Here is a 25,781-nt window from a genome sequence, read left to right as displayed (position 1 = left end):
TGGCTCATGTTCCTCTATAAGGCTATCGTCTTTCTTCCCTTGATCGGTGCGATCGTCGCCGGCCTGTTCGGCCGCGCCATCGGCGCCAAGGCTTCGGAATATGTCACCAGCGGCCTGATGATCATCGCCGCCATCCTCTCCTGGTACGTCTTCTTCACCGTCGGCATGGGCCACGGCGAAGGCGGCCCGATCAAGGTCGAGGTGCTGCGCTGGATCCAGTCCGGCGGCATCGACGTCTCCTGGTCGCTGCGCGTGGATACGCTGACCTCCGTCATGCTGATCGTCGTCAACACGGTCTCGACGCTGGTTCACGTCTATTCGATCGGCTACATGCACACCGATCCGCATCGCCCGCGCTTCTTCGCCTATCTCTCGCTCTTCACCTTCGCCATGCTGATGCTGGTGACGGCCGACAACCTGGCGCAGATGTTTTTCGGCTGGGAAGGCGTCGGTCTTGCCTCCTATCTGCTGATCGGCTTCTGGTTCAAGAAGCCGTCGGCAACGGCTGCGGCGATGAAGGCCTTCATCGTCAACCGCGTCGGCGACTTCGGCTTCGTGCTCGGCATTGCCGGCGTCTTCGTGCTGTTCGGTTCGATCAACTTCGACACGATTTTCGCCAATGCCTCGAACTTCGCCCCGCATGAAGGCGGCGGCGAGGCGAGCGAAGTGATCCTCAACCTCTTCGGCATGCAGCTCGACAAGGCGCATGCGCTGACCGGCGTCTGCCTGCTGCTATTCATGGGCGCCATGGGCAAGTCGGCGCAGTTCCTGCTGCACACCTGGCTCCCTGATGCCATGGAAGGCCCGACCCCGGTCTCGGCCCTCATCCATGCCGCCACCATGGTCACCGCCGGCGTCTTCCTCGTCGCCCGCATGTCGCCGCTCTTCGAACTGTCGCCGGACGCACTCGTCGTCGTCACGGTGATCGGCGCGATCACCGCCTTCTTCGCGGCGACGGTCGGCCTGGTGCAGAACGACATCAAGCGCGTCATCGCCTATTCGACCTGCTCGCAGCTCGGCTACATGTTCGTGGCGCTCGGGGTCGGGGCCTACGGCGCGGCAATCTTCCATCTGTTCACGCACGCCTTCTTCAAGGCGCTGCTTTTCCTCTGCGCCGGCTCAGTCATCCATGCCGTCGATGGCGAGCAGGACATGCGCTACATGGGCGGGCTTTGGCCGCATATCAAAGTTACAGGCGGCCTGATGATCATCGGCACGCTGGCGATTACCGGTGTCGGCATTCCCTTCACGCCGATCGGCTTTGCCGGCTTCTTCTCCAAGGACGTGATCATCGAGGCGACCTATGCTTCGCATTCGCCGGTCGCAGGCTTTGCCTTCTCGCTGCTGGTCATCGCGGCTCTGTTTACGAGCTTCTACTCCTGGCGCCTGATCTTCATGACCTTCTTCGGCAAGCCGCGCGCTTCGCACGAAGTGATGCACCACGTTCATGAATCGCCGCAGGTCATGCTGGTGCCGCTCTATCTCCTCGCGATCGGCGCTGTGCTTGCCGGCGTGATCTTCGAAGGTCGCTTCTACGGCGAGGAATATGCCGAGTTCTGGAAGGGCGCGCTCTTCACCGGCGCCGAGAACGAACTCGTCGAACAGTTCCATCACGTGCCGGCGCTCGTGGGCCTGAGCCCCTTCATCGCCATGCTGCTCGGCTTCGCCCTTGCCTGGTACATGTATATCCGTTCGCCGCAGACGCCGCGCACCCTCGCCAGGCAGCACCGGGTTCTCTATCAGTTCCTGTTGAACAAGTGGTACTTCGACGAACTCTACGATTTCCTCTTCGTCCGCACCGCCAAGGCGCTTGGCCGCTTCCTGTGGAAGAAGGGTGATGTCGGCGTCATCGACACCTACGGCCCGAACGGCGTGGCCGCCCGGGTCGTCGCCGTCACCGACCGCGTCGTCCGCCTGCAGACCGGTTACCTCTATCACTACGCCTTCGCCATGCTGATCGGCATTGCGGCGCTTGTTACCTGGATGATGCTCGGGAGTTCCTTCTGATGACCGATTGGCCTATTCTTACAACGGTCACCTTCCTGCCGCTCGTCGGCGTGGTGCTCCTGCTCTTGATGAACGGCGAGAGCGCGAGCGGCCGGAAGAACGTGCTGTGGATCTCGCTGATCACCACCGTCTTCACCTTCGTCGTCTCGCTCTTCATCTGGATCGGCTTCGACAATGCCAATCCGGGCTTCCAGATGGTCGAGAAGCATGACTGGCTCGGCACCGGCATCGGCTATCATGTCGGCACCGACGGCATCTCCATGCTGTTCATCATTCTGTCTACCTTCCTCATGCCCTTCTGCGTGCTGGCGAGCTGGCTTTCGATCGAGAAGCGCCTGAAGGAATACATGATCGCTTTCCTCATCCTGGAAACGATGATGGTCGGCGTCTTCGTCTCGCTCGATATCGTGCTGTTCTACGTCTTCTTCGAGGCGGGCCTCATTCCGATGTTCCTGATTATCGGCGTCTGGGGCGGCAAGGACCGTGTCTATGCGAGCTACAAGTTCTTCCTTTATACGCTGCTCGGCTCGGTGCTGATGCTGCTCGCCATCATGGCGATGTACTGGCAGGCCGGCACGACCGACATTACCGCGCTGCTCGCCTATAAGTTCCCGCCGGCGCTGCAGACCTGGTTATGGCTTGCCTTCTTCGCCTCCTTTGCGGTGAAGATGCCGATGTGGCCGGTTCATACTTGGCTTCCCGATGCGCACGTTCAGGCGCCGACGGCGGGCTCGGTGATCCTGGCCGGCGTGCTCTTGAAGCTCGGCGGCTACGGTCTGATCCGCTTTTCGCTCGGCATGTTCCCGGTCGCATCCGATTATTTCGCGCCGTTCGTCTTCGCGCTGTCGGTCATCGCCATCATCTACACCTCGCTGGTGGCGATGATGCAGGACGACATCAAGAAGCTGATCGCCTATTCCTCGGTGGCGCACATGGGCTATGTCACCATGGGCATTTTCGCCGCCAACATGCAGGGTGTTCAGGGCTCGATCTTCCAGATGCTCTCACACGGCATCGTCTCCGGCGCGCTCTTCCTCTGCGTCGGCGTCGTCTACGACCGCACCCACACCCGGGAGATCAACGCCTATGGCGGCCTCGTCAACAACATGCCGAAGTATGCCGTCGCCATGATGGTCTTCACCATGGCCAACGTCGGGCTTCCCGGCACATCGGGCTTCATCGGTGAATTCCTGACGCTGCTGGGTGTCTTCCGGGTCAACACCTGGGTCGCGCTCTTTGCCGCCACCGGCGTCATCCTTTCGGCCGCCTATGCGCTCTGGCTTTATCGCCGGGTGATCTTCGGCGCGCTCGAGAAGGAAAAGCTGAAGGCGCTGCTCGATCTCTCCAGACGCGAACAGCTGATCCTCTACCCGCTGGTCGCACTGACCATCTTCTTCGGCGTTTACCCGGCCCCGGTCTTCGATGCGACGGCCGCCTCGGTGGATCTGCTGGTCAACAACTACACGGCCGCCGTGCACGCAGCGCAGAATATTGCGCTGTCTATGAATTGATGACGGGACTTATCGGACATGACCGCTGAAACAATTCTCCTCAGTCTGCATCTTTCCGCGCCGGAGCTCATCCTCGCGGTCGGCGCCCTTGTCCTGTTGATGGTCGGCGTCTTCTCAGGCGAGCGGTCTGGCCTCGTCGTCACCGGCCTCGCCATCGTCCTGCTGCTCGCCGCCGGTCTGTGGCTGCTCTTCGTGCCGGCGGAAGGCCTTGCCTATGGCGGCGTCTACATGGCCGACGGCTTCTCGCGCTTCATGAAGCTGGTAGCGCTCATCGGTTCACTGGTTGCCCTGTTCATGACGATGGGCCATGCCAGGGAAAATCAGCTCGACAAGTTCGAGTTCCCGGTTCTGCTGGTGCTGGCGACCCTCGGCATCCTGCTGATGATCTCGGCCAACGACCTGATCTCGCTCTATCTGGCGCTGGAACTGCAGTCGCTGGCGCTCTATGTCGTTGCCGCGATCAACCGCGACAGCCTGAAGTCGACCGAAGCCGGTCTGAAATATTTCGTCCTCGGCGCGCTTTCCTCCGGCATGCTGCTCTACGGCATGTCGCTGGTCTACGGTTTTACCGGCCACACCCACTTCTCCGAGATCGCCCAGGCGCTTTCGGTCGAGGGTGCGCGTTCGCTCGGTCTGATCTTCGGCCTGGTCTTCATCCTCGCCGGCATCGCTTTCAAGATCTCCGCCGTTCCCTTCCATATGTGGACGCCGGATGTTTATGAAGGCGCGCCGACGCCGGTCACCGCCTTCCTGGCCGCAGCCCCCAAGGTTGCCGCCATGGCAATGATGACCCGCATCGTCATCACTGCCTTCCAGCCGGTTCTGGCCGACTGGCAGCAGGTCGTCGTCTTCATCTCGATCGCTTCGATGCTGCTCGGCTCCTTTGCCGCGATCGGCCAGAAGAACATCAAGCGGCTGATGGCCTATTCCTCGATCGGCCACATGGGCTATGCGCTGGTCGGCCTTGCCGCCGGCAATCAGACCGGTGTTTCCGGTGTCATGCTCTACATGGTCATCTATATGGTCATGACCCTCGGTACCTTTGCGATCATCATGTCGATGCGCCGCAAGGACGGCACCGTGGTCGAGGAGGTCAACGATCTCGCCGGCCTCTCCACCACCAACCCGTTCATGGCGGTGGTGCTGACGGCGCTGATGTTCTCGCTTGCCGGCATTCCGCCGCTCGCCGGCTTCTTCGCCAAATACTTCGTCTTCGTCGCTGCCATTGAAGCCAAGCTGTATGCGCTTGCCATCATCGGCGTTCTCGCCTCGGTCGTCGGCGCTTACTATTATCTGCGCGTCATCAAGCTGATGTGGTTCGATGAGGCGACCGGCGAATTCGCCCGCGTCTCCGGTTCGTTGCGTCTGGTCTTCGGTCTCTCCGGCCTCTTCGTCACCGCCTATGTCCTAATCGGCGGCCCGATCGGCGGCGCGGCAGAGCTGGCCGCCGCGACGCTCTTTTGATGGCTTCCGACGGACGGCGCCGGATATCGCTCGGCGATTTCAGGCACGAGGCTCTGTCGGAAACATCGTCCACCAACAGCGAATGCCTTGCCCGGGCTCGGGCGGGCGACGGCGGCAATCTCTGGGTGACGGCCGAACGGCAGACCGGCGGACGCGGCCGCCGCGGCCGGCTCTGGGTGTCCGAACGCGGCAATCTTTACGCCTCTCTATTGCTGATCGATCCGGCGCCGATGGAGCGCCTGAGTTCCCTGCCGCTTGCCGTCGCCGTTGCCGTGCACCAGGCGATCCGCCATGTGCTGCCGCCGGGCGCCGAGCCGCTCGAGGTCAAATGGCCGAACGACATCCTCATCGGCCGCAAGAAGACCTGCGGCATTCTCGTCGAAGGCGAGAGGCTACCGGACGGCCGTTACGCTCTGATCGTCGGCATCGGAATCAATGTTTCGGTCATGCCGGATAATCCGCTCTATCCCGTCACTTGCCTGCGTGACCATGCAAGTGCGGCGTCGCCGGAAGAACTCTTCGCCCATCTCTTCGCGGCGATGGCGGATGTGCTTGATCAATGGGACGAGGGCCGGGGCATCGCCGAGATCACAGCACTCTGGCGCGCGATCGCCTGCGGCATCGGCGAAAAGATCACGGTGAATTTGCCGGACAGATCGATTTCCGGACAATTCGCCGGAATTGATGATAATGGCTTGTTGATGCTCGATACCGGCACTGGCAGGATAATGCCCATTGCTGCCGGTGATGTGTTTTTTGGATAGCGGAAAAAACGAAAATTATGGCGAAACAGGACGAGTTGGTATTCCTGCCTCTGGGCGGCGTTGGCGAGATCGGCATGAATCTCGCTCTTTATGGCTACGGCCCGCCCGAGCATCGCCAATGGATCATGGTCGATTGCGGCGTCACCTTTCCCGGCCCCGACCTGCCGGGCGTCGACCTCGTGCTGCCCGATATCCGCTTCCTCGCCAGTGAGCGCAAGAATCTCAAGGCGATCATCATCACGCATGCGCATGAAGACCACTATGGCGCGCTCGCTGATCTCTGGCCGGGCCTGAACGTGCCGGTCTATGCCTCGGGCTTTACCGCTGGTCTGCTCGAAGCCAAGCGCAATTTCGAAAAGGCCAGGATCGGCGAAGTGCCGGTGACGCCGTTCAAGGCGGGCGACACGATCAATGTCGGCCCCTTCAGCATCGAAGGCGTTGCCGTCAACCATTCGATCCCCGAGCCGATGTCGCTGATGATCCGCACGCCGGCCGGCAATGTCATCCATACCGGCGACTGGAAGATCGACCACGAGCCCTCGCTTGGCCCCCTGACCGATGAGACGCGGTTCCGCCAGCTCGGCGACGAGGGCGTGCTGGCGCTGATGTGCGATTCCACAAATGCGCTGCGCGACGGTGTTTCGCCCTCCGAAAAGGATGTCTCGGAAAGCCTGCGCAAGATCATCGAAGATGCCGAGGGCCGGGTGGCGATCACCACCTTCTCGTCGAATGTCGGGCGCATCCGCACCGTCGCCGAGGCGGCCGAGGCGGCTGGCCGCGAAGTGCTGCTGCTCGGCAGCTCGCTGAAGCGGGTTGTCGACGTCGCCCAGGATATCGGCCTGATGGAGGGCGTGAAACCCTTCATCTCCGAGGAAGAATACGGTTACATCCCGCGCGATAAGGTCGTCGTCATCCTGACCGGCAGCCAGGGCGAGGCACGGGCAGCGCTTGCCAAGCTCTCCCGCGACGAGATGCGCAATGTTGCCTTTGCGGCAGGCGATATCGTCGTCTTTTCCTCCCGCGCCATTCCCGGCAACGAGAAGGCGATCCAGGACATCAAGAACGGCCTCGTCGAGCAGGGCGTACACATCATCACCGATACCGAGGCGCTGGTTCACGTTTCCGGCCATCCCCGCCGCAACGAGCTGCAGCGGATGTATGAGTGGACGCGGCCGAAGATCGTCGTGCCGGTGCATGGTGAGGCGACGCATCTGACGGCGCATAAGGAACTTGCCGAGCAATCCGGCATCGCCATCGTGCCGAGGGTGCGCAACGGCGACATTCTGCGGCTGGCACCCGGCCCCGCCGAGGTGATCGGCCAGGCGCCGCATGGCCGCATCTACAAGGACGGCTCGCTGATCGGCGATTTCGACGAGATGGGGATCGGCGAGCGCAAGAAGCTCTCCTATGTTGGCCATGTCGCAGTCAGCGTCGTGCTCGACGCCCGTTATGACATCGTCGGTGATCCCGATCTCGTTTCGATCGGCCTGCCTGTCTACGACGACGAGGGCGAAGAGATGGAAGATACGCTCTTCGATGCGGCGATCAGTGCTATCGAAAGCATTCCGCGCGCCCGTCGCAAGGATATCGACATGGTGCAGGAGGCCGTGCGCCGCGCTATCCGCGCCTCTGCCAACCATGCCTGGGGCAAGAAGCCGATTGTCACCGCCTTCGTCACCAAGGTCTGACCATGCTTGGCCGGGTAAACCACATCGCCATCGCCGTTCCCGATCTGGAAGCGGCGACGGCCGCCTATCGCGACACGCTGGGTGCTGCCGTATCGCAGCCGCAGGCTCTGCCGGAACACGGCGTCACCGTCGTCTTCGTCGAATTGCCGAACACGAAGGTCGAATTGCTGCAGCCGCTTGGGGAAACCTCGCCGATCGCAGCCTTCCTCGAAAAGAACCCGTCCGGCGGCATGCACCACATCTGTTATGAGGTGGACGATATCCTGCTTGCGCGTGATCGGCTGGTCGCGGCCGGGGCGAGGGTGCTCGGCGACGGCCAGCCGAAGACCGGCGCGCATGGCAAGCCGGTGCTTTTTCTGCATCCCAAGGATTTCTTCGGCACGCTGATCGAACTCGAACAGGCGTGAAGCCTGCGGCAGAATGCCCTCAAGGCGGCCAAGCGCTTCATCGGCTTTGAGTTGGCTGCCATTCCGCCGTATAAGGGCGCCTAGCTCAAAGTGACAGAACGTCTGTCGGCGCGACACCACCGGGAACCCCAATGCTCCAGATATTTCTTCAGGGATTTGCCGTCTACTTCATCATTTGGTGGATGACGCTTTTCGCTGTCCTGCCGATCGGTCTGCGCACCCAGGCCGAGGACAATGATGTCGTGCTCGGCACCGTTCCAAGCGCGCCGAGCCGCTTTCGTGCCGTCTTCACCTTTTCGCTGACGACGCTGATCTCGGCTCTGGTCTACGGCACCTGGTATGTCTGCGACACCTATTTCGGCTGGGGCTTCGATGCCCTTCCACAACTCGGGCCGAGCTTCTATTAAGATCAAACTTTTGCCCAAACTTTGGGCATATGTATATCATTAAAAAGCGACCTTCGTCATACCAGCGTCATGGTGTTGCGGCAAAAGAGCTGCCGTTACGGAATGAGCATCATTCCCTTACGGTAGTTGGCTGGATTTTTGGGGTCGGATGAAGCCGAAAAGCCAAAAAAAACAAGGCTAAAAGCCTTGTTTTAAGTATCGCGTGATCTGTAACCGTTGCCGGGGCAGCGACGAGCGCGCCTAAGATCTGATCCTCCCAAGACTTGACCGCGAATTCGGCAAGAATTTATCCTTCCTGCCTGTTTTGTGAGCTAAAGCTAGCTCAAACATTGGGCTTTGTCATTAGCTTTTTTTGCATTTTTGCTACACTCTAGCAAAATTTTTCTGTTGACAAGATTTTCGTTTAAGTCCTTATAAACACGCGCTTTTTCATGCCCTGTCATTTTGCGGGGCCGAACATGCGCGTGCGGGAGGTTGCCGGCATCAGTTGCGGGTTTCCTTCCTGCCGCGAAGCGGCTATGAACGCTCCCGACATTAACCATTGTCTTTCGATTCCGCCTGCTGCGGGATCTCAACTGCTTCGGAATCCGCCATGCGTCTGTCCCGCTATTTCATGCCCATCCTCAAGGAAAACCCCAAGGAGGCGGAAATCGTCTCCCACCGGCTGATGCTGCGCGCCGGCATGATCCGCCAGCAGTCGCAGGGCATCTATTCCTGGCTGCCGCTCGGCAAACGCGTGCTCGACAAGGTCAACGCCATTATTCGCGACGAGCAGAACCGGGCCGGCGCAATCGAGTTGTCCATGCCGACCCTGCAATCGGCCGAACTCTGGCAGGAAAGCGGCCGCTACGACGCCTATGGCAAGGAGATGCTGCGCATCAAGGACCGCCAGGATCGGCCGATGCTCTATGGTCCCACCAATGAGGAGATGGTGACGGATATTTTCCGCTCCTCGGTCAAATCTTATAAGGACCTGCCGCTCAATCTCTATCACATCCAGCTGAAGTTTCGCGACGAGATCCGTCCGCGCTTCGGCACGATGCGCTCGCGCGAATTCATGATGAAGGATGCCTATTCCTTCGATCTGACGCGCGAAGGGGCGGAGCATTCCTATAACAAGATGTTCGCCGCCTATCTCAGAACCTTCGATCGGCTCGGCCTGCGCGCCATTCCGATGCGCGCCGATACCGGCCCGATCGGCGGCAATCTCAGCCACGAATTCATCATCCTCGCCGATACCGGCGAATCCGAGGTCTTCTGTCACAAGGATTTCGTCGGCTTCGATATTCCCGACGACCGCACTGATTTCGACAGCGTCGAGGGCCTGAAGTCGATCTTCGACAAGTGGACCTCGCTCTATGCGGCGACTTCGGAAATGCACGACGAGGCGGCCTTCAACGCCGTCCCCGAAGGCGAGCGCCTGTCGGCGCGCGGCATTGAGGTCGGCCACATCTTCTATTTCGGCACGAAATATTCCGAGGCGATGGGCGCGAAAGTGCAGGGCCCCGACGGCAAGGAACACTTCGTTCACATGGGTTCCTACGGTATCGGCCCGACACGCCTTGTTCCCGCCATCATCGAAGCATCGCATGACGACAACGGAATCATCTGGCCGGCCTCGGTCGCGCCCTTCGATATCGTGGTGATCAACATGAAGGCGGGCGATCAAGCCTGCGACGATACTTGCGAGCTGATCTATGCGGCGCTCACCAAGGCCGGCAAGGATGTGCTCTACGACGATACCGACGACCGGGCCGGCACGAAATTCGCGACCGCCGACCTGATCGGCGTACCCGTCCAGATCATCGCCGGCCCGCGCGCGGTCGCCAACGGCGAGGTCGAAGTGAAGGACCGCAAGACTGGCGCCCGCGAAACGATGACCATCGAAGCGGCGATCAACAGGTTCGTGGCTTAAGGAAACGGAGGCGAAATGGCAGAGGCAGCAGTGGACCGGAGTTCGAAATCCGGCTTGGGTCCGGCTGGCAAGCCATTTTCCACTTTCGAACGCCTCGTGGCGTGGCGCTACCTGCGCGCCCGCCGCAAGGAAGCTTTTATCTCAGTGATCGCCGGCTTTTCTTTCGTCGGCATCATGCTCGGTGTTGCGACGCTGATCATCGTCATGGCCGTCATGAACGGCTTCCGCACCGAGCTCGTCTCGCGCATCCTCGGCATCAACGGCCATATGATCGTCCAGCCGTCCGATGGCCCCTTCACCGATTATGCCGACCTTTCCAGCAGGCTCGCTGCCGTACCGGGAGTGAAGATGGCGCTGCCTTTGGTGGAAGGCCAGGTGCTCGCCTCCGCCCAGGCCGGTGGTAGCACCGGCGCGCTGGTGCGCGGCGCCCGCGCCGAGGACCTGACCAAGCTCAAGACGATCTCCGGGAACATCAAATCCGGCGACATGGTCGGTTTTGCCTCCGGCCAGGGCGTGCTGATCGGCACCGGCATGGCCAACCAGCTCGGCCTGAGCGTCGGCGACCTCATCACTCTGACCTCGCCGGATGGTGACATTACACCGATGGGCGTCAGCCCGCGCGTTAAGTCCTATAAGATCTCCGGCCTCTTCGAGATCGGCATGTCGGAATATGATTCTTCGATCATCTTCATGCCGCTCGAGGAAGCGCAGCTTTATTTCAATGCCGAGGGACTGGTGCAGTCGATAGAGCTTTTCGTCGATCACCCCGACGATATCGACACTCTGCGGCCCAAGGTGGAGGAAGCGGCCGGCCGCCAGATCAACCTCACCGACTGGCGCCAGCGCAACCAGACCTTCTTTTCGGCGCTGCAGGTCGAGCGCAACGTCATGTTCATGATCCTGACGCTGATCGTGCTTGTCGCGGCTCTGAACATCATCTCCGGCCTGATCATGCTGGTGAAGGACAAGAGCAGCGATATCGCCATTCTGCGCACCATGGGCGCCAGCGCCGGCGCGATCATGCGCATCTTCTTCATGACCGGGGCGGCGATCGGGATCGTCGGCACTGTTGCCGGCGTGCTGCTCGGCGTTCTCGTCTGCGTCAACATCGAATCCATCCGTCAGTTCTTCTCCTGGATTTCAGGCACGGTGATCTTCAATCCGCAGGTCTATTTCCTCAGTCAGCTGCCGGCCGAGATGCAGCTCAGCGAAACGATCTCGATCGTCATCATGGCGCTGACGCTCTCCTTCATCGCGACCATCTTTCCGGCCTGGCGCGCGTCCAGGCTCGATCCGGTGCAGGCCCTGCGCTACGAATAAGGAATGCCGCCTTTATGAAACGCAACGTCGTTCTCAAGCTTACCGGCGTCGAGCGCCATTACGGGCAGGGCGATACGCTGCTGCCGATCCTGAAGGGCGCGGATTTTTCGATGTCGAAGGGCGAGATCGTCGCTCTCGTCGCTCCCTCCGGCACCGGCAAATCGACCCTGCTGCATATCGCCGGCCTGTTGGAGCATCCGGACGGCGGTGAAGTCAACATCAGCGGCCATGCCTGTGACGGCCTGAGCGATGAGAAACGCACCGCGATCCGCCGCAGCGAAATCGGCTTCGTCTACCAGTTCCACCACCTGCTGCCGGAATTTTCCGCACTTGAGAACATCATGATGCCTCAGCTAATCGCCGGGCTGTCCTGGAAGGAAGCCGGAGAGCGGGCCGGCCAGCTTCTCGATTACATGCGCATCGGCCACCGCGGCGCCCATCGCCCTGGCGAACTCTCCGGCGGCGAGCAACAGCGCGTGGCGATCGCCCGGGCCGTCGCCAATGCGCCGACCCTGCTGCTTGCCGATGAGCCGACCGGCAATCTCGACCCGGAAACGGCAAGCTACGTCTTCGATGCGCTGGAGGCGCTGGTGCGCCAGTCCGGCCTCGCGGCCCTCATCGCCACCCACAATCACGAACTCGCCCGCCGCATGGATCGGCGTGTGACCATCTCGGATGGCAAGATCGTCGATTTCTGAAACTGAGGTCAGGGGATGACTAGCCCGCCGCGATAATCGAGCATATAGGCTTTCCGGTCATCGACCATGATGCATTCATTGCCGCTGAACCGCTCGCAGTTCCCTTCGCTGTGATCGATGTAGCGGCCGAACGCATGATCGAATTCCATTCCGCCGAGAAAGCGCCCCTGCTGATACATGGCTGAAAGTGCCGCCTTGATCACCGCGCCGGCGGCAGCGCCGTCGATGAGCTCAGGGACAACGATCCAGCCGAAATAATTCATCACCCAGACAGGCTCCCCGGCAAACCAGACAACCTCCTGTCCCGCGAAATCGGTGCCGCCAAAGTAGCTGTCGAGATAGCGCCAGTCGCCGCACTCATAGCCGATATCGTGGGCACCCGGCCGGCAGGGCACGCGCGGCACACCGCCGCCGACATAGGTCGCAGCCTTGGCCTCCACGACGAATTCATTGAGCATTGCAATGTCGAGCATATCCCGTTCTCCTCTCGGCCGGATGCTGGCAAATATGCTGCGGCATGTAAAGAACAGAAACAGAACAAAAACGGCAAGCAAGGCGGGTCGCTGCGAGAGGCGCACTGCCGTTTGAGTAGCCTGTCCGATCCGTCACCGATCGCGAGAGAACAGGCGCAGCCCATCGTATCGCTTGGCACTCTCATCGATTCGCGATTCGCGTCCTGGATTTTAAAACGCAAGAAAGAAGGAAAAGATTCCTGTTGACAATGGAACATAAATCGAACAAATTGAAAACATAACGAGTAAATGAGAGCCAAATGACTGACATGATCCGTGATATCGCAGCATTCACCTCCATCGCAATGTTCGTCGCCAGCTTCTCGCTCATCGTCATGGCGATCTAAAGTTTTCAGGGGACCGCATGGCCATCATGCGGTCCGCAAGCGGGACTTGTTCTGGACATCATCGCCCTCTATGCCGACAATGCGTCCGACTCATTCGGGTGATTGGGAAGGCATGACATGGCGGATACGGCAAAGGGTTCTACGGGCGAGGCGATCGGCGGCACGCCGGGCTTCATCCACCTGAGGGTCCACTCCGCCTATTCGCTTCTCGAAGGCGCCTTGCCGCTGAAGAAGATCCTCTACAAGGCAACCGGCGACAGCCAGCCGGCGATCGCCATCACCGATACCAACAATCTGTTCATCGCGCTGGAATTCTCCCAGAAGGCGATGGACGACGGCCTGCAGCCGATCATCGGCTGCCAGGTCTCGATCGACATGGAAGACGGGCTGGAAACGGAAAAGCGCGGCGGCCAGCAGGCGCTGGTCAAGCTGCCGTCGATCGTTCTTCTCGCCGCCACGGATGCCGGTTACGAACGACTGGTCGATCTCGTCAGCCGCGCCTATCTCGGCGGTGAAAGCAACCAGGCTATCCATATCCGTGCCTCCTGGCTGGAGGAGGCCGGCACGGAAGGGCTGATCGCCCTGACCGGCGCCCTGACCGGGCCTGTCGACGCGGCGATCAAGGAAGGCCATCCCGCGCAGGGGGAGGCCCGGCTGCTTGTGCTGAAACGTCTCTTCGGCGACAGGCTCTACGTCGAATTGCAGCGGCACGGCACTTACGACAAACGTCACGAACAAAAGATCATCGGCCTCGCCTATAGCAATGACCTGCCGCTGGTTGCGACCAACGAGGCCTTCTTTCCGACACGCGACGATTACGACGCCCATGATGCGCTGATGGCGGTCGCCCACAATGCCATCGTCTCCGACGACAGCCGCTTTCGCCTGACCCCGGACCATTATCTGAAGAGCCGGGCCGAGATGGCCAAGCTCTTCGCCGATCTGCCGGAAGCACTGGAAAACACGATCGAGATCGCCAAGCGCTGCTCCTTCGTGCTGAAGACGCGAAAGCCGATCCTGCCGCGCTTCACCGGCGCGACTGACGACGCCGAGGAGGCTGAACGCGCCGAGGCGAGCGAACTGCGCCGCCAGGCTGTGGAAGGGCTGGATATGCGGCTTTCGACGCTCGGCATGTCACCGGGCTACGAGGAAAAGGATTATCGCGAGCGGCTGGATTTCGAACTCAGCGTCATCGAGCGCATGCGTTTTCCCGGTTACTTCCTGATCGTTGCCGACTTCATCAAATGGGCCAAGCAGCACGACATTCCGGTCGGTCCCGGCCGCGGTTCGGGCGCGGGTTCCCTGGTTGCCTACGCTTTGACGATCACCGACGTCGATCCGCTGCGGTTTTCGCTGCTCTTCGAACGCTTCCTCAATCCGGAACGCGTCTCGATGCCGGACTTCGACATCGACTTCTGCCAGGACCGCCGCGAAGAGGTGATCCGCTACGTCCAGGCCAAGTATGGCCGCGAGCAGGTGGCGCAGATCATCACCTTCGGTTCGCTGCAGGCGCGCGCCGCCCTTCGTGACGTCGGCCGCGTGCTTGAGATGCCTTATGGGCAGGTCGACAAGATCTGCAAGCTGGTGCCGAACAATCCGGCCAATCCGACGCCGCTCTCCAAAGCGATCGAGGAGGAGCCGAAGCTGCAGGAGGAGGCGGCGAAGGAGCCCGTCGTCGCCCGCCTGCTCGACATTGCCCAGAAGATCGAGGGGCTTTACCGCCACGCCTCGACGCATGCCGCCGGCATCGTCATCGGCGACCGCCCGCTTTCCAAGCTGGTGCCGATGTATCGCGATCCGCGCTCGGACATGCCGGTTACCCAGTTTAATATGAAGTGGGTGGAGCAGGCCGGCCTCGTCAAATTCGACTTCCTCGGCCTGAAGACGCTGACGGTGTTGAAGGTCGCCGTCGATTTCGTCGCCAAGCGCGGCATCAAGGTCGATCTCGCGGCCATTCCTCTCGACGACAAACCGACCTACGAGATGCTGTCGCGCGGCGAGACGGTCGGCGTGTTCCAGGTGGAAAGTGCCGGCATGCGCAAGGCGCTGATCGGCATGAAGCCGGACTGCATCGAGGACATCATCGCGCTGGTGGCGCTCTATCGCCCGGGTCCGATGGAGAACATCCCGACCTACAATGCCCGCAAGCACGGTGACGAAGAGCTGGAATCGATCCATCCGATGATCGACCACCTGCTCAAGGAAACCCAAGGGGTCATCGTCTATCAGGAACAGGTGATGCAGATCGCCCAGGTCCTGTCCGGTTACTCGCTCGGAGAGGCCGATCTTCTGCGCCGCGCCATGGGCAAGAAGATCAAGGCCGAGATGGACCAGCAGCGCGAACGCTTCGTCGTCGGCGCCGTCAAGAACGGCGTCTCGAAGCCGCAGGCCGACAATATCTTCGAACTGCTGGCGAAGTTCGCCAATTACGGCTTCAACAAGTCGCATGCCGCTGCTTACGCGATCGTCTCCTACCAGACGGCCTATATGAAGGCGCATTATCCGGTCGAATTCCTCGCCGCCTCGATGACGCTCGACATGTCCAACACGGAAAAGGTCAATGACTTCCGCCAGGATGCCAAGCGGCTAGGCATCGAGGTGATCGCACCCTCGGTGCAGACGTCCTTCCGCCATTTCCAGACCGGCGACAACCGCATCTATTACGCGCTGGCCGCCCTCAAGGGCGTCGGCGAATCCGCCGTCGACCATATCGTCGAGGTGCGTGGCGACAAGCCCTTTGCCGGCATCGAGGATTTCTGCCTGCGCATCGATCCGCGCCAGGTCAACCGCCGTGTATTGGAAAGCCTGATCTTTGCCGGCGCCTTTGATTGTTTCGGCACCGATCGCGCCCAGCTTTCAGCCGGCCTCGACCGCATCCTCGGTTATGCCCAGCGCGCCCAGGAGAACAAGCTGAGCGGCCAGTCGGATATTTTCGGCAGCACGCTGACCTCGGGGCCCGAGAAGATTTCCCTTCCACCGTTTTCGCCCTGGCTTGCCTCCGAGCGGCTGCTCAAGGAATTCCAGGTGCTAGGCTTCTATCTCACCGCCCACCCGCTCAATTCCTACAACAACCTCCTGCAGAAGATGCGGGTGCAGACCTTTGCCGAATTTTCCCAGGCGATCAAACAGGGCGCCTTCAATGCGCGCCTCGCCGGCACCGTCATTTCGAAGCAGGAGCGCAAGACCCGCACCGGCAACAAGATGGGCATCATCGTCTTTTCCGATTCTTCGGGCCAGTTCGAGGCGGTGCTGTTTTCGGAAATGCTCAACCAGTACCGCGACGTGCTGGAGTCGGGAAAATCCTTCGTGCTGACCGCCACCGGCGAGGAGCGGCCGGAGGGGATTGGCCTGCGCATCCAGACGATCCAGTCGCTGGAGGAAAAGTCGCTGCAGATGCAGAAGGCGCTGCGCGTCTATATCAGAGAATTCCGGGCCGCTGAAGATGGTCGCCGGCCATCTCAACGCCAGGGGCGATGGCCTCGTTTCCTTCATCGTCATCAAGGAGGAGGGCAAACGCGAGGTGGAAGTGGCGCTGGCTGAGAAATACCGCATCACGCCGGAGATCGCCGCCGCTCTTCGCGCCGCCCCCGGTGTTGTCGATGTCGAGCTTGTCTGATCATCTCGGGGTGATGCACATCACCCTGGGCGATTTGATCATCCCGGGGTGATTGCGATCAACCCCGGGTGATGGTGATGAAATCCGTGCCTTCGCCGGTATCCCGGCCAAGGCCGGTATCGGAGATCGTCAGCGTCGAGCCGGGTGCGATCAGCGCCTCGATCCTGTGCCGGGTCTCCTCCGGGATCGTGATGCGGTTGAGCGACCGGGCGATCGGCCTGCCGCTGACGATCGAGCTTTCCTGATTGGTGACGCCGAGCCGCTTCATCGTCTCGCGGGAGAGATTGTTTTCGAGCGTGATGCCGAGCCAATCCGCCGAACCGGCCTTTTCATCGAGTGCATGCAGCGTGAAGAAATGCGTGCCAAGCGCCAAGCCCTGATCGGCGATCGTCACCGGCGCTTCGAAGATCGGCTTGAACGCCCGGCGCACCATGATGACGCCGTTCGGCGGCTCGCCCTTGCCTGTTGCGGCATAGACCGATTTCAGCAGCGTGTCGGAGATGAGGCTCCTGTCGCCGGCAAATTCCGCCGGCCGCAGCGTCTTGAACGCCTTGATCGCCTGCACGGTCGCCGGCCCGAGCAACCCGTCCGGAACGCCGGCGGAAAAGCCGAGCTGGTTCAGCAGCGTCTGGATGTCGATCACCGTCTCGCGCAACGTGCGGCGGGTGATCAGCATGCTGATCGGTTCGGATGGCCGCTCCGCTTCGGGCGCTGCAACCGGCGGTGCTGCCGGCATCGGCATCGCAGCCGTGTCGTTCATCGCCACCTGCACCGGCGTGCCCGGGCTGTCGGGCATCGAAGGCCGCAGTTCGACATCCGAAAGCAGAAGCATCGGCGCCGGCGCCTGCGGATGGAAAAGGGTCGGATGGTCGATCGGCTGCGGCACCACTTCGCCATCGCTGATGATGACGGGAATGCCGGGCTCGGTCATCCCGTATAGCTTTTTTGCAAAGGCGCCGGGCATGCGCACGCAGCCGTGCGAGGCCGGATAACGCGGCACGGAATTGGATTCATGCAACGCAATGCCCGACCATGTCAGCCTCTGCATGAAGGGCATTGGCGCGTTCGAATAGAGATTGGATTCGTGGTATTTCTGCTTTTCGAGCACCGAGAAGATACCGCTCGGCGTCGTATGTCCGTCCTTGCCGGTCGAGACTTTCGAGGTCGCGACGACCTCGGTGCCGTCATAGACCGCAAGCGACTGCTTGTCCTTCGAGACGATGATCTGCAGCGTGCGCGCGTCCGCGGCCAGAGCAGGGTGCACGAGTGCGGTGGCCGACAGCAAGCCGAGGCCGAAGACGAGACGCGAGAACATGATAGCCAACCATACGCAATACTTGCCCGGCACATTATGGGACGAAGTTTAAGGAAGATTTTATAGGTCGCACGGCGCTCACGCCTCACGCTTTAGTGATCGCGCTTGCCGCTGCCGAAGGTGTAGCCGGTCTCGACGGTGTTCTTGCCGAACTTGTCGCGCAACTTGTCCATCGCCGCTTCGGCGGCCGCCCGCCGGCCCGATTGCCGGTCGATGAGATCGGGCGGATCGGCGCGGGCGGCATCGCCGAGATCGGTGACGCCGATGCCGATCAGCCGGAACTTCGTGCCGTCGGTTTCTTTTTCGAGAAGCTCAAGCCCGACGCGAAAGATCCGGTCGGCAAGCTGGGTCGGGTCTTCGAGCTTGCGGTTGCGCGTGCGTAACTTGAAGTCGGCGGTCTTCATCTTCAGGACCACTGTCTGGCCGGCGATGTCGTTTTTCTTCAGTCGCCAGGAGACCTTTTCCGAGAGATTGCGCAGGATCGGCACCAGATCGTCATAACGCCAGATATCTTCGAAGAAGGTGGTCTCCGATGAAACGCTCTTGGCCGCATCATTGAGATGCACTTCACGGTCGTCGATGCCGCGCGAAAGCCGGGCGAGCCGCTGGCCGATGCTGCCGTAGCGGCGCATCAGGTCGTTTTCCTCCATCTGCTGCAATTGGCTAATGGTGCGGATGCCGTCCGCTTCCAGCGTCGCCGCAAAGGCCTTGCCGACGCCCCAGATCGTAGTGACCGGACGCGGCGCCAGAAACTCGACCGCTTCCTCACGCCCGATGACGGAAAAGCCGCGCGGCTTCTGCAGGTCGGAGGCGACCTTGGCGAGGAATTTGCAATAGGAAAGCCCGACCGACACGCTGATGCCGATCTCCTTTTCGACCCGGCGGGCGAATTTGGCGAGTGTACGGGCCGGCGGATCGTGATGCAGCCTCTCGGTACCGCCGAGCTCCAGGAAGGCCTCGTCGATCGACAGCGGCTGCACCAGCGGCGTCAGATCCTGCATCATGGCGCGCACCTGGCGCCCGACTCGGACGTATTTTTCCATGTCCGGCCGGATGACGATCGCCTGAGGGCAGGCTTCCAGCGCCTTGAACATCGGCATCGCCGACCGCACGCCGTGGATGCGGGCGATATAGCAGGCGGTGGAGACGACGCCGCGTTTGCCGCCGCCGATAATCACAGGCTTGTCGGCAAGATCCGGATTGTCGCGTTTCTCGACGGCCGCATAGAAGGCGTCGCAATCGATATGCGCAAGCGTCAAGGCATAGAGCTCCCGATGGCGCACCAGACGCGGGCTGCCGCAGGACACGCAACGGCGCGCCTCGCCCTTCTGCTCGGCAAGGCAGTCGCGACAGAAGCCGGGTGTCTTGTCGGGCGCGGGCGTCATCATGAGAACAAAGGTTGAACGCCGCGACACTACGCCTTAAGCTTCCGAGTCTCAAGAGAGGCGGGAGCTTTGCCTATGGATAACGATCTTCGTTTCGAACCGGTAACGGCAGAACGCTGGGACGATTTCGAAACCCTGTTCGGGCCGCAGGGTGCCTTCTACAATTGCTGGTGCCTCGCGTTGCGCCTGCCGCATGCGATCAGAACGAAGATGGCGGCCGACGAGCGCAAGGCGCATATGCACGACCGGATCAAGGCCGGGCCGCCGCCGGGCATTCTCTGTTATGCCGGTGGCGCGCCGGTCGCCTGGGTCCAGATCGGGCCGCGCCATGACGTGCCGCAGTTCAATTCTTCGCGCACGGTCTCGCGGCCGTTGGAGGAGGGCGATGCGGACGATCCGTCGATCTGGGCCGTCAGCTGCTTCTTCCTGCTACCGCGCTTGCGCGGCAAGGGCATGAGCCATCGCCTGCTTTCCCTAGCGATCGATCACGCCCGGCGCCAGGGCGCGCGGCTGCTCGAGGCCTGTCCGATCGATCATGTGAAGCAGTCGAAATCGGTGACTCTCTGCATCGGCTCGACGGCGATCTTCGACGCGGCCGGTTTTGAGACGGTGGCTCGGCGCAAGGACGGCCGTCCGCTCATGCGGCTGGAACTGCAGGGCTGAAAGCGCCGGCAAGGAAATGCGCCTCGATCAGCGCGGCGGCATCAGTCCAGTCGCTGACGCGGGTGATGCCGTCGGCGGCCGCCGGCGCGAAACGATGGACGGGAGAGTTGGGCATCAGGTGAATCAGCAGGCAATCGGCAACATGTTCCCTAACGGAATGCAGATTGCGCGCCATATCATCGATGAAGACGACGGGAAGGGAGCGGCTGGCATGCAATGCGTGAACGATCGGCCCCTTAGGCTCTTCGCTGGCAAGCAGTGGAAAAAGCAGGCCGATCCGGTCGAGGAGGCGGCGGCGCTGATCCTGGAACCGCGGCTGCATGGCCGTCAGGAACAGCACGTCGGCGGCCTCAGAAAGCCGGCCGAGCGTTTCGACGACGCGATCGAGCGGCGTCTGCCACAGCTCCTGCGCCTCGAAAAACTCCTCGATCAGTCGGCTGACCTGCTGATCCTCGATCTCCGCGCCATCCGTCTGCGAGACGATGTTGCCGTGGAGCCGGAACGAGCGCGGCAGGAACGCATGACCCTGGCTTTCAAGAAAAAGCTGGAAGGGGCCGATGAACTGCAGCACGACATCGTCGACGTCGCAGACGATCAGCGGCCGTTTGCCGAGCCGGATATGCGAGATATCGAGTTCCCCCATGCCGGTCACCGTCAATATTCCCCGGAATCGAGGCCCGGCGAAGAGAAATGCTGCCAGGCGGCAGTGACCGCTTCCGGGCTGATGCCGCTCGCCGCGCAAAAAGCCATCGCCGTCGGTTCGTGGTTCATCAGGAAATCCATCATGCCGGCGAGAAAGCTGGGGTCGTTGACGGCGCTGCGCACCTGGCCGGGCGCGACACCGGTCAGCGCAAGAAATCGGCCGAACATGTCGGGGTCGTCGGCAAGCCAGCCGAGCACGGCGATCGCGGTCGCGTGCGGGTCGGCGGCCTGTTGTTTCGAAGTCTTGAAGTTGCTTTGCATTTCGAGGGGTAAGTTACCTTTTCTTCAACCAAATGCCGCTAGCGTGCGCTATCGGTTTCACGGAGCTCTTGTCCGCATGTGCCTTTCTCATGGGACGAACCGCTGCGCGAACGGACGTAGGGACAGCTTGTCATGCCCAAACAGGTGATGATTGTAGAAGATAACGAGCTCAACATGAAGCTCTTTCGCGACCTCATCGAGGCGTCCGGCTATACCACGATCCAGACCAGAAACGGCATGGAGGCGCTCGATCTGGCGCGCAAGCATCGCCCCGACCTCATCCTGATGGATATTCAGCTTCCCGAGGTCTCCGGCCTCGAAGTCACGAAATGGCTGAAAGAAGACGACGAGCTGCACGTGATTCCCGTCATCGCCGTCACGGCTTTCGCGATGAAGGGCGACGAGGAGCGGATCCGCCAGGGCGGCTGCGAAGCCTATGTTTCCAAGCCGATCTCGGTTCCGAAATTCATCGAGACGATCAAGACCTATCTGGGCGATGCCTGACGCATCGGAAAGACAGCTATGACTGCGCGAATACTGGTGGTTGACGATATTCCGGCCAACGTGAAGCTGCTCGAAGCGCGGCTGCTTGCGGAGTATTTCGACGTGATGACCGCGGCCGACGGCTACACGGCGCTGGCGATCTGCGAGCGCAACCAGGTCGATCTGATCCTGCTCGACATCATGATGCCCGGCATCGATGGTTTCGAGGTCTGCGAGCGGCTGAAGGCCAGCCGCAAGACCGCCCATATCCCTGTCGTCATGGTCACGGCACTTGATCAGCCGGCCGACCGCGTCCGCGGCCTGAAGGCCGGCGCCGACGATTTCCTCACCAAGCCCGTCAACGACCTTCAGCTGATTTCACGGGTGAAGAGCCTGCTGCGGCTGAAGACGTTGAGCGATGAACTGCGCATCCGCGCCGACACCGCCCATACGATGGGCATCGACGACCTCATGCGGGCAGGCGAGGGCCGTGCCGACGAGACCGGTCAGATCCTGCTCGTCGACGGCCGCGCCAATTCGCAGGAGCGCATCATCAAGGCGCTGAAGCCCGTCGCCGACGTGCTTGCCCTTTCCGATCCGCAGGCAGCGCTCTTCGAGGCGGCCGAAAGCCCGTTCGACCTCGTCATCGTCAACGCCAATTTCGACGATTATGATCCGCTGCGCCTCTGCTCGCAGCTGCGCTCGCTGGAGCGCACGCGCTTTCTGCCGATCCTGATCATCACCGAGCAGGGCGCGGACGAGATGGTCGTGCGTGCGCTCGATCTCGGCGTCAACGACTACATTATCCGCCCGGTCGATCCCAACGAGCTTGTTGCCCGCAGCCTGACGCAGATCCGTCGCAAGCGCTGCAACGACCGCCTGCGCGCCAGCGTCAAGCAGACGATCGAGCTTGCCGTGACCGATCCGCTGACCGGCCTTTATAACCGGCGCTATCTCGACAATCACCTGAACGTGCTCTTCAACCGTTCGATGGCGCGCGGCCGGCCGCTTTCGGTGCTGATCACCGATATCGACCGCTTCAAGCAGGTGAACGACACCTATGGTCATGACGGCGGCGACGAAGTGCTGCGGGAGTTTGCCAATCGTGTCCGCTCGACCATTCGCGGCGCCGATCTCGCTTGCCGCTACGGCGGGGAGGAATTCGTCGTCGTCATGCCGGATACCTCGCCGGAAATTGCCGCCGCTGTCGCCGAGCGCCTGCGGGCGGCCGTCGAAAACGCGCCCTTCAGGCTGAAACACGCGGGAGAGGCGCTGAATGTCACCGCTTCCTTCGGCATCGCGTCGCGCGTCGGTTCGGTGCTGACCCCGGATCAGCTGATGAAGCAGGCCGATCTTGCGCTCTACGAAGCCAAGAATACCGGCCGCAATCGCGTCGTCGCTGCCGCGGCCTGACGAATCAGCTGTCGCCTTATGTGCCGTTTATGGGTTTTCCACCGTGGTAAGCGGACTATTACCGATTTTTAATGCTCGCCCACACAGCGCGGCGTGAAAAATTTGCAGTCAAATAGCCCAAAAATGGATTTCCGGCTTTGCTGCGGATGCGCCGCTGCCCGATAGTCTTGAAGGCGTCCGGCCATAGCTAAAAATAAAACCCCGACTATAAAAACCGCCTTCGGCCGATGGGCGGAAATAGAGTCCCGCCGCACCACATCACGTAGGGGGAGGGCAGGTGTAGGTTATTACGTTATATTGTCGAATTTCTTGGGTGGGTCAGCGTCTAGGCTTCATCCCTAAGCAGAGGCGATAAATCTTTGTATGTACCAAAACTGGACTTTTAACCATAGAATCAAGTCCGCAAAAATCATCATTAAGAATTTGTTGATTTTCTTTCATTTTTGCGCAAATTATCGGCTCATAAGAGAAGCGCTCCCGCTGAGGAGTTGTCGATACCCCATGATGCTCAGGTCCGCCGCATCTCCTGGGTCGTGGGGTCGGTCGGCTAGTAGGCAAGTTATAGCGGTTCCTCGTGCCGTTTTGCATGCTGGCCGACCCCCTTTCAAGAAAACGCCGCCACTTCCCGAAGATGGAAGGGCGGCGTTTTTCTGTTTGCGCTGTCATTTTCAAGAGGGCCAATTCGGGCAATAAAAAACGCGCAACCCGAGGGCGCGCGCTTTTTGCGAAATCCGGCAACCAAGTGATTACTTGATCTTGGTTTCCTTGAACTCGACGTGCTTCTTAGCAATCGGGTCATACTTCGTCTTCGTCATCTTGTCCGTCATCGTACGGCTGTTCTTCGTCGTGACGTAGAAGAAACCGGTGTCGGCTGTCGACAGCAGCTTGATCTTGATTGTTGTAGCCTTGGCCATGGTCGTCCTGCCTTTAAGAAAATGAAAGCCGTGGAAGCCGGATGGGCTCCACGGCAAATTCTGGCGCGAAACTACGAATCCCGCCCGAAAAGTCAAGTCCGTTTTCGAATGAACATCAGTCTGATGCCGGAAAGTAGGGCGTAGAGGCCGAAGAATGCGGCAATCGCCCAGGCAAAACCGTTATTTCCGGCGACATCGATCGCCGCACCGATTGCCTGCGGCCCGGCCACGGTTCCCATCGCATAACAGAAGACGAAGGCGGCATTGGCCGCCGCAAGGTCGGAGCCCGTCAGCCGTGAGCCGAGATGACTGAGGCCGACCGTATAAAGGCCGGAGACGCAGCCGCCCCAGAAAAGCAGGAGCCCGGCCATCAGCAGCCAGTTGTCAACCAGCAGCGGCAGCATCATCGAACCGACGAAGCCCATCAGCGCCATGCCGGCCAGAAGCGGCCGCTTGTCGGGAATGCGGTCGGAAAGCAGGCCGAGCGGGATCTGGAAGATGACATTGCCGACGCCCATCATGGTAAGCAGAAGTGCGGCCTGCGATTCGGTGAAATGGGCGCGTACGGCAAAGATCGGGAACAGGGACAGGCCGCCCGCTTCGACCGCGCCGAAGATGAAGACCGCCGCCGTTGCCGTCGGCACCAGGAAGACGTAGCGCATGAAATGCAGCTCCGGTTTTTCCTCGAGCACCGGGCTCTCGTCGCGGGCAATGAAGATCGGAATGGCGGCCAGCAGGATAGCGCCGGCGCCGATCAGGAAGGGGAAGATGCCGTCGCTGCCGAGGATCGAAAACAAGAGCGGCCCGGCCGCAAAGCCGAGGGAAAGCACGGTCGCATAGATGCCGAGCACGAAGCCGCGTTTGGACGGCGGCGAGGCGGCATTGATCCAGAATTCGGAAAGGATGAACAGCGTCGTCGTTGCGCCGTGAAAGGCGAAACGCAACGGAAACCACATCCAGAAATCCTGGGCATAATAAAACCCAAGCGCGCTCAGCGCCGAAATCAGCACCGCCCAGAGCATAGTCGGCGCAACGCCGTATTTATGCGCGAGCCTGGTGGTGATGGGTGCGGCGGCCATCGCCGCGACGCCTGCCATCGCCGTGTTCAGCCCGATCAGTGTAGACGAGATGCCGCGTTTTTCCAGGATGATGCTAAGAAGCGGGAGCCCGAGGCCGATTGCTATGCCAACGGCTGAGATCGACGAGATGGCTGCCACCAGAGAAGGCCAATGGATTTCCTCGACATCGCCCGGTGTGCCGTTTCTCGGCTGAGACATTTATCCATCCTTAGAAAGCTGCGCGAGCGAATCGGCCGGTCCCCGTCGGACAGATAGACACAGACGTGCCAAATCCGGGTGACGGATGCCGCTTCGCAGTATTTCCGATGTGAGTGACCATCTGCGGAATGTAAAGCCCGTTCGGCCAAGAAATGCTTACCATGTCGGGTTGAGGATCGTCGGCTGCCGCATTTGGGTGGTGGTCGGTGGAGCGCTGGCACTACACGGTAAATATGTCTGGAAGGTGAAAGTGATCACTCCGGGGGTCCGGGGATGTCATAATCGTCCGGACCATCGCTCTCGCCGCCGAAACCGTGCATGCGCAGCGCCCATTGCAGGCCGATGACGCCGCCCTTGATCGGCTGGATCGAGGCGAGCGCGGTGATGACGGTGATCGGTGCCCAGATGGCAATATGCACCCATATCGGCAGCACGAAGGTCATGTCGGTCAGCATGTAGCCGCCGACCACGACGTGTCCGAGAACGAGGATGACGATGTAGGGCGGCAGGTCGTCGGCGCGTTGGTGATGCATCGCCTCGCCGCAGGCCGCGCAATGATCGACCGGCTTCAGGAAGGCACGGAAAAGTTTGCCGCTGCCGCAGGCCGGGCAGCGGTTCACCAGCCCGCGCAGGATGGAGCGTCCCAGCGGACGCTCGGCCTCGGGCCTGTCGCCATAGCGGACGACCGGTTCGGTCGGTGTGCTCATCGCAT

The 25,781-nt window shown here is 61.0% G+C and carries 21 protein-coding genes and 1 pseudogene; 14 read left to right on the top strand and 8 right to left on the bottom strand.

Annotation, left to right across the window (positions count from 1 at the left end):
* Positions 1-6 precede the first annotated feature (6 nt).
* The 10 genes from nuoL to MF410_RS10750 all read left to right on the top strand — a co-directional run bounded on the left by nuoL (position 7) and on the right by MF410_RS10750 (position 12,181).
* The gene (gene nuoL / locus MF410_RS10795) at positions 7-2,007 is read left to right on the top strand and encodes an NADH-quinone oxidoreductase subunit L (RefSeq protein WP_097627210.1); all 2,001 of its coding nucleotides are present in this window, start codon (positions 7-9) and stop codon (positions 2,005-2,007) included.
* Entirely contained in the window at positions 2,007-3,518 is a 1,512-nt protein-coding gene (locus MF410_RS10790) for an NADH-quinone oxidoreductase subunit M (RefSeq protein ID WP_097627212.1), read from the top strand. Before nuoL ends, MF410_RS10790 begins: the two co-directional genes overlap by 1 nt.
* Before the next feature lie 18 nt (positions 3,519-3,536).
* Complete coding sequence (nuoN, locus tag MF410_RS10785; RefSeq protein ID WP_003587266.1) at positions 3,537-4,982, top strand: NADH-quinone oxidoreductase subunit NuoN; 1,446 nt, start codon at positions 3,537-3,539, stop codon at positions 4,980-4,982.
* Positions 4,982-5,746: a biotin--[acetyl-CoA-carboxylase] ligase gene (locus MF410_RS10780; RefSeq protein ID WP_097627213.1), complete on the top strand. Its 765-nt coding sequence runs from the start codon at positions 4,982-4,984 to the stop codon at positions 5,744-5,746. Before nuoN ends, MF410_RS10780 begins: the two co-directional genes overlap by 1 nt.
* Before the next feature lie 17 nt (positions 5,747-5,763).
* On the top strand, positions 5,764-7,434 hold the full coding sequence (locus MF410_RS10775) for a ribonuclease J (protein ID WP_097627215.1): 1,671 nt from the start codon (positions 5,764-5,766) through the stop codon (positions 7,432-7,434).
* A gap of 2 nt (positions 7,435-7,436) precedes the next feature.
* Positions 7,437-7,841, top strand: coding sequence for a methylmalonyl-CoA epimerase (gene mce / locus MF410_RS10770; protein WP_097627217.1), 405 nt, complete (start codon positions 7,437-7,439; stop codon positions 7,839-7,841).
* A gap of 131 nt (positions 7,842-7,972) precedes the next feature.
* On the top strand, positions 7,973-8,248 hold the full coding sequence (locus MF410_RS10765) for a DUF1467 family protein (RefSeq protein ID WP_097627219.1): 276 nt from the start codon (positions 7,973-7,975) through the stop codon (positions 8,246-8,248).
* 592 nt (positions 8,249-8,840) lie between these two features.
* Entirely contained in the window at positions 8,841-10,163 is a 1,323-nt protein-coding gene (proS, locus tag MF410_RS10760) for a proline--tRNA ligase (protein WP_064838076.1), read from the top strand.
* A 15-nt stretch (positions 10,164-10,178) separates the two neighbouring features.
* The gene (locus MF410_RS10755; RefSeq protein ID WP_097627221.1) at positions 10,179-11,483 is read left to right on the top strand and encodes a lipoprotein-releasing ABC transporter permease subunit; all 1,305 of its coding nucleotides are present in this window, start codon (positions 10,179-10,181) and stop codon (positions 11,481-11,483) included.
* A gap of 14 nt (positions 11,484-11,497) precedes the next feature.
* Positions 11,498-12,181: an ABC transporter ATP-binding protein gene (locus MF410_RS10750; RefSeq protein ID WP_097627223.1), complete on the top strand. Its 684-nt coding sequence runs from the start codon at positions 11,498-11,500 to the stop codon at positions 12,179-12,181.
* Positions 12,182-12,189: 8 nt separating this feature from the next.
* Here MF410_RS10750 and MF410_RS10745 read toward each other — a convergent pair whose 3' ends face one another.
* On the bottom strand, positions 12,190-12,654 hold the full coding sequence (locus MF410_RS10745) for a DUF5680 domain-containing protein (protein WP_097627226.1): 465 nt from the start codon (positions 12,652-12,654) through the stop codon (positions 12,190-12,192).
* A gap of 503 nt (positions 12,655-13,157) precedes the next feature.
* Between MF410_RS10745 and dnaE the strand changes: the two are divergent.
* Positions 13,158-16,656, top strand: a pseudogene (gene dnaE / locus MF410_RS10740) (DNA polymerase III subunit alpha).
* 58 nt (positions 16,657-16,714) lie between these two features.
* Here the strand turns inward: dnaE and MF410_RS10735 are convergent.
* Both MF410_RS10735 and MF410_RS10730 read right to left on the bottom strand, forming a co-directional pair.
* Positions 16,715-17,971 (bottom strand): L,D-transpeptidase family protein, encoded by a 1,257-nt coding sequence (locus MF410_RS10735; protein ID WP_097627230.1) that lies wholly within the window; start codon positions 17,969-17,971, stop codon positions 16,715-16,717.
* 92 nt (positions 17,972-18,063) lie between these two features.
* Positions 18,064-19,356 (bottom strand): DNA polymerase IV, encoded by a 1,293-nt coding sequence (locus tag MF410_RS10730; RefSeq protein WP_097627284.1) that lies wholly within the window; start codon positions 19,354-19,356, stop codon positions 18,064-18,066.
* 75 nt (positions 19,357-19,431) lie between these two features.
* On the opposite strand from MF410_RS10730, the gene MF410_RS10725 reads away from it, so the two are divergent.
* Positions 19,432-20,019, top strand: coding sequence for a GNAT family N-acetyltransferase (locus MF410_RS10725; RefSeq protein WP_097627232.1), 588 nt, complete (start codon positions 19,432-19,434; stop codon positions 20,017-20,019).
* Here the strand turns inward: MF410_RS10725 and MF410_RS10720 are convergent.
* Both MF410_RS10720 and MF410_RS10715 read right to left on the bottom strand, forming a co-directional pair.
* Positions 19,994-20,662 (bottom strand): hypothetical protein, encoded by a 669-nt coding sequence (locus MF410_RS10720; protein ID WP_239620422.1) that lies wholly within the window; start codon positions 20,660-20,662, stop codon positions 19,994-19,996. The genes MF410_RS10725 and MF410_RS10720 overlap by 26 nt on opposite strands.
* 11 nt (positions 20,663-20,673) lie before the next feature.
* Entirely contained in the window at positions 20,674-20,982 is a 309-nt protein-coding gene (locus MF410_RS10715) for a DUF3572 domain-containing protein (RefSeq protein ID WP_097627234.1), read from the bottom strand.
* Positions 20,983-21,114: 132 nt separating this feature from the next.
* Here MF410_RS10715 and MF410_RS10710 point away from each other — a divergent pair, with 132 nt between their 5' ends.
* A complete protein-coding gene (locus MF410_RS10710; protein WP_003547430.1) occupies positions 21,115-21,486 on the top strand; it encodes a response regulator in 372 nt (123 codons plus the stop codon).
* Positions 21,487-21,504: 18 nt separating this feature from the next.
* Entirely contained in the window at positions 21,505-22,878 is a 1,374-nt protein-coding gene (locus MF410_RS10705; RefSeq protein WP_097627236.1) for a PleD family two-component system response regulator, read from the top strand.
* Between the two features lie 746 nt (positions 22,879-23,624).
* Here MF410_RS10705 and rpmG read toward each other — a convergent pair.
* The 3 genes from rpmG to MF410_RS10690 all read right to left on the bottom strand — a co-directional run bounded on the left by rpmG (position 23,625) and on the right by MF410_RS10690 (position 25,776).
* Positions 23,625-23,792, bottom strand: coding sequence for a 50S ribosomal protein L33 (gene rpmG, locus MF410_RS10700; RefSeq protein WP_003587245.1), 168 nt, complete (start codon positions 23,790-23,792; stop codon positions 23,625-23,627).
* 92 nt (positions 23,793-23,884) lie between these two features.
* Positions 23,885-25,069, bottom strand: a complete 1,185-nt coding sequence (locus MF410_RS10695; protein WP_054181885.1) for an MFS transporter — start codon at positions 25,067-25,069, stop codon at positions 23,885-23,887.
* Positions 25,070-25,323: 254 nt separating this feature from the next.
* Complete coding sequence (locus MF410_RS10690) at positions 25,324-25,776, bottom strand: DUF983 domain-containing protein (RefSeq protein WP_097627238.1); 453 nt, start codon at positions 25,774-25,776, stop codon at positions 25,324-25,326.
* Between the last annotated feature and the right edge of the window lie 5 nt (positions 25,777-25,781).

It is taken from the genome of Rhizobium sp. C104, assembly GCF_022354505.1.
GTDB classification, from domain to species: domain Bacteria; phylum Pseudomonadota; class Alphaproteobacteria; order Rhizobiales; family Rhizobiaceae; genus Rhizobium; species Rhizobium redzepovicii.
This window is presented reverse-complemented; position numbering and strand designations above follow the sequence as displayed.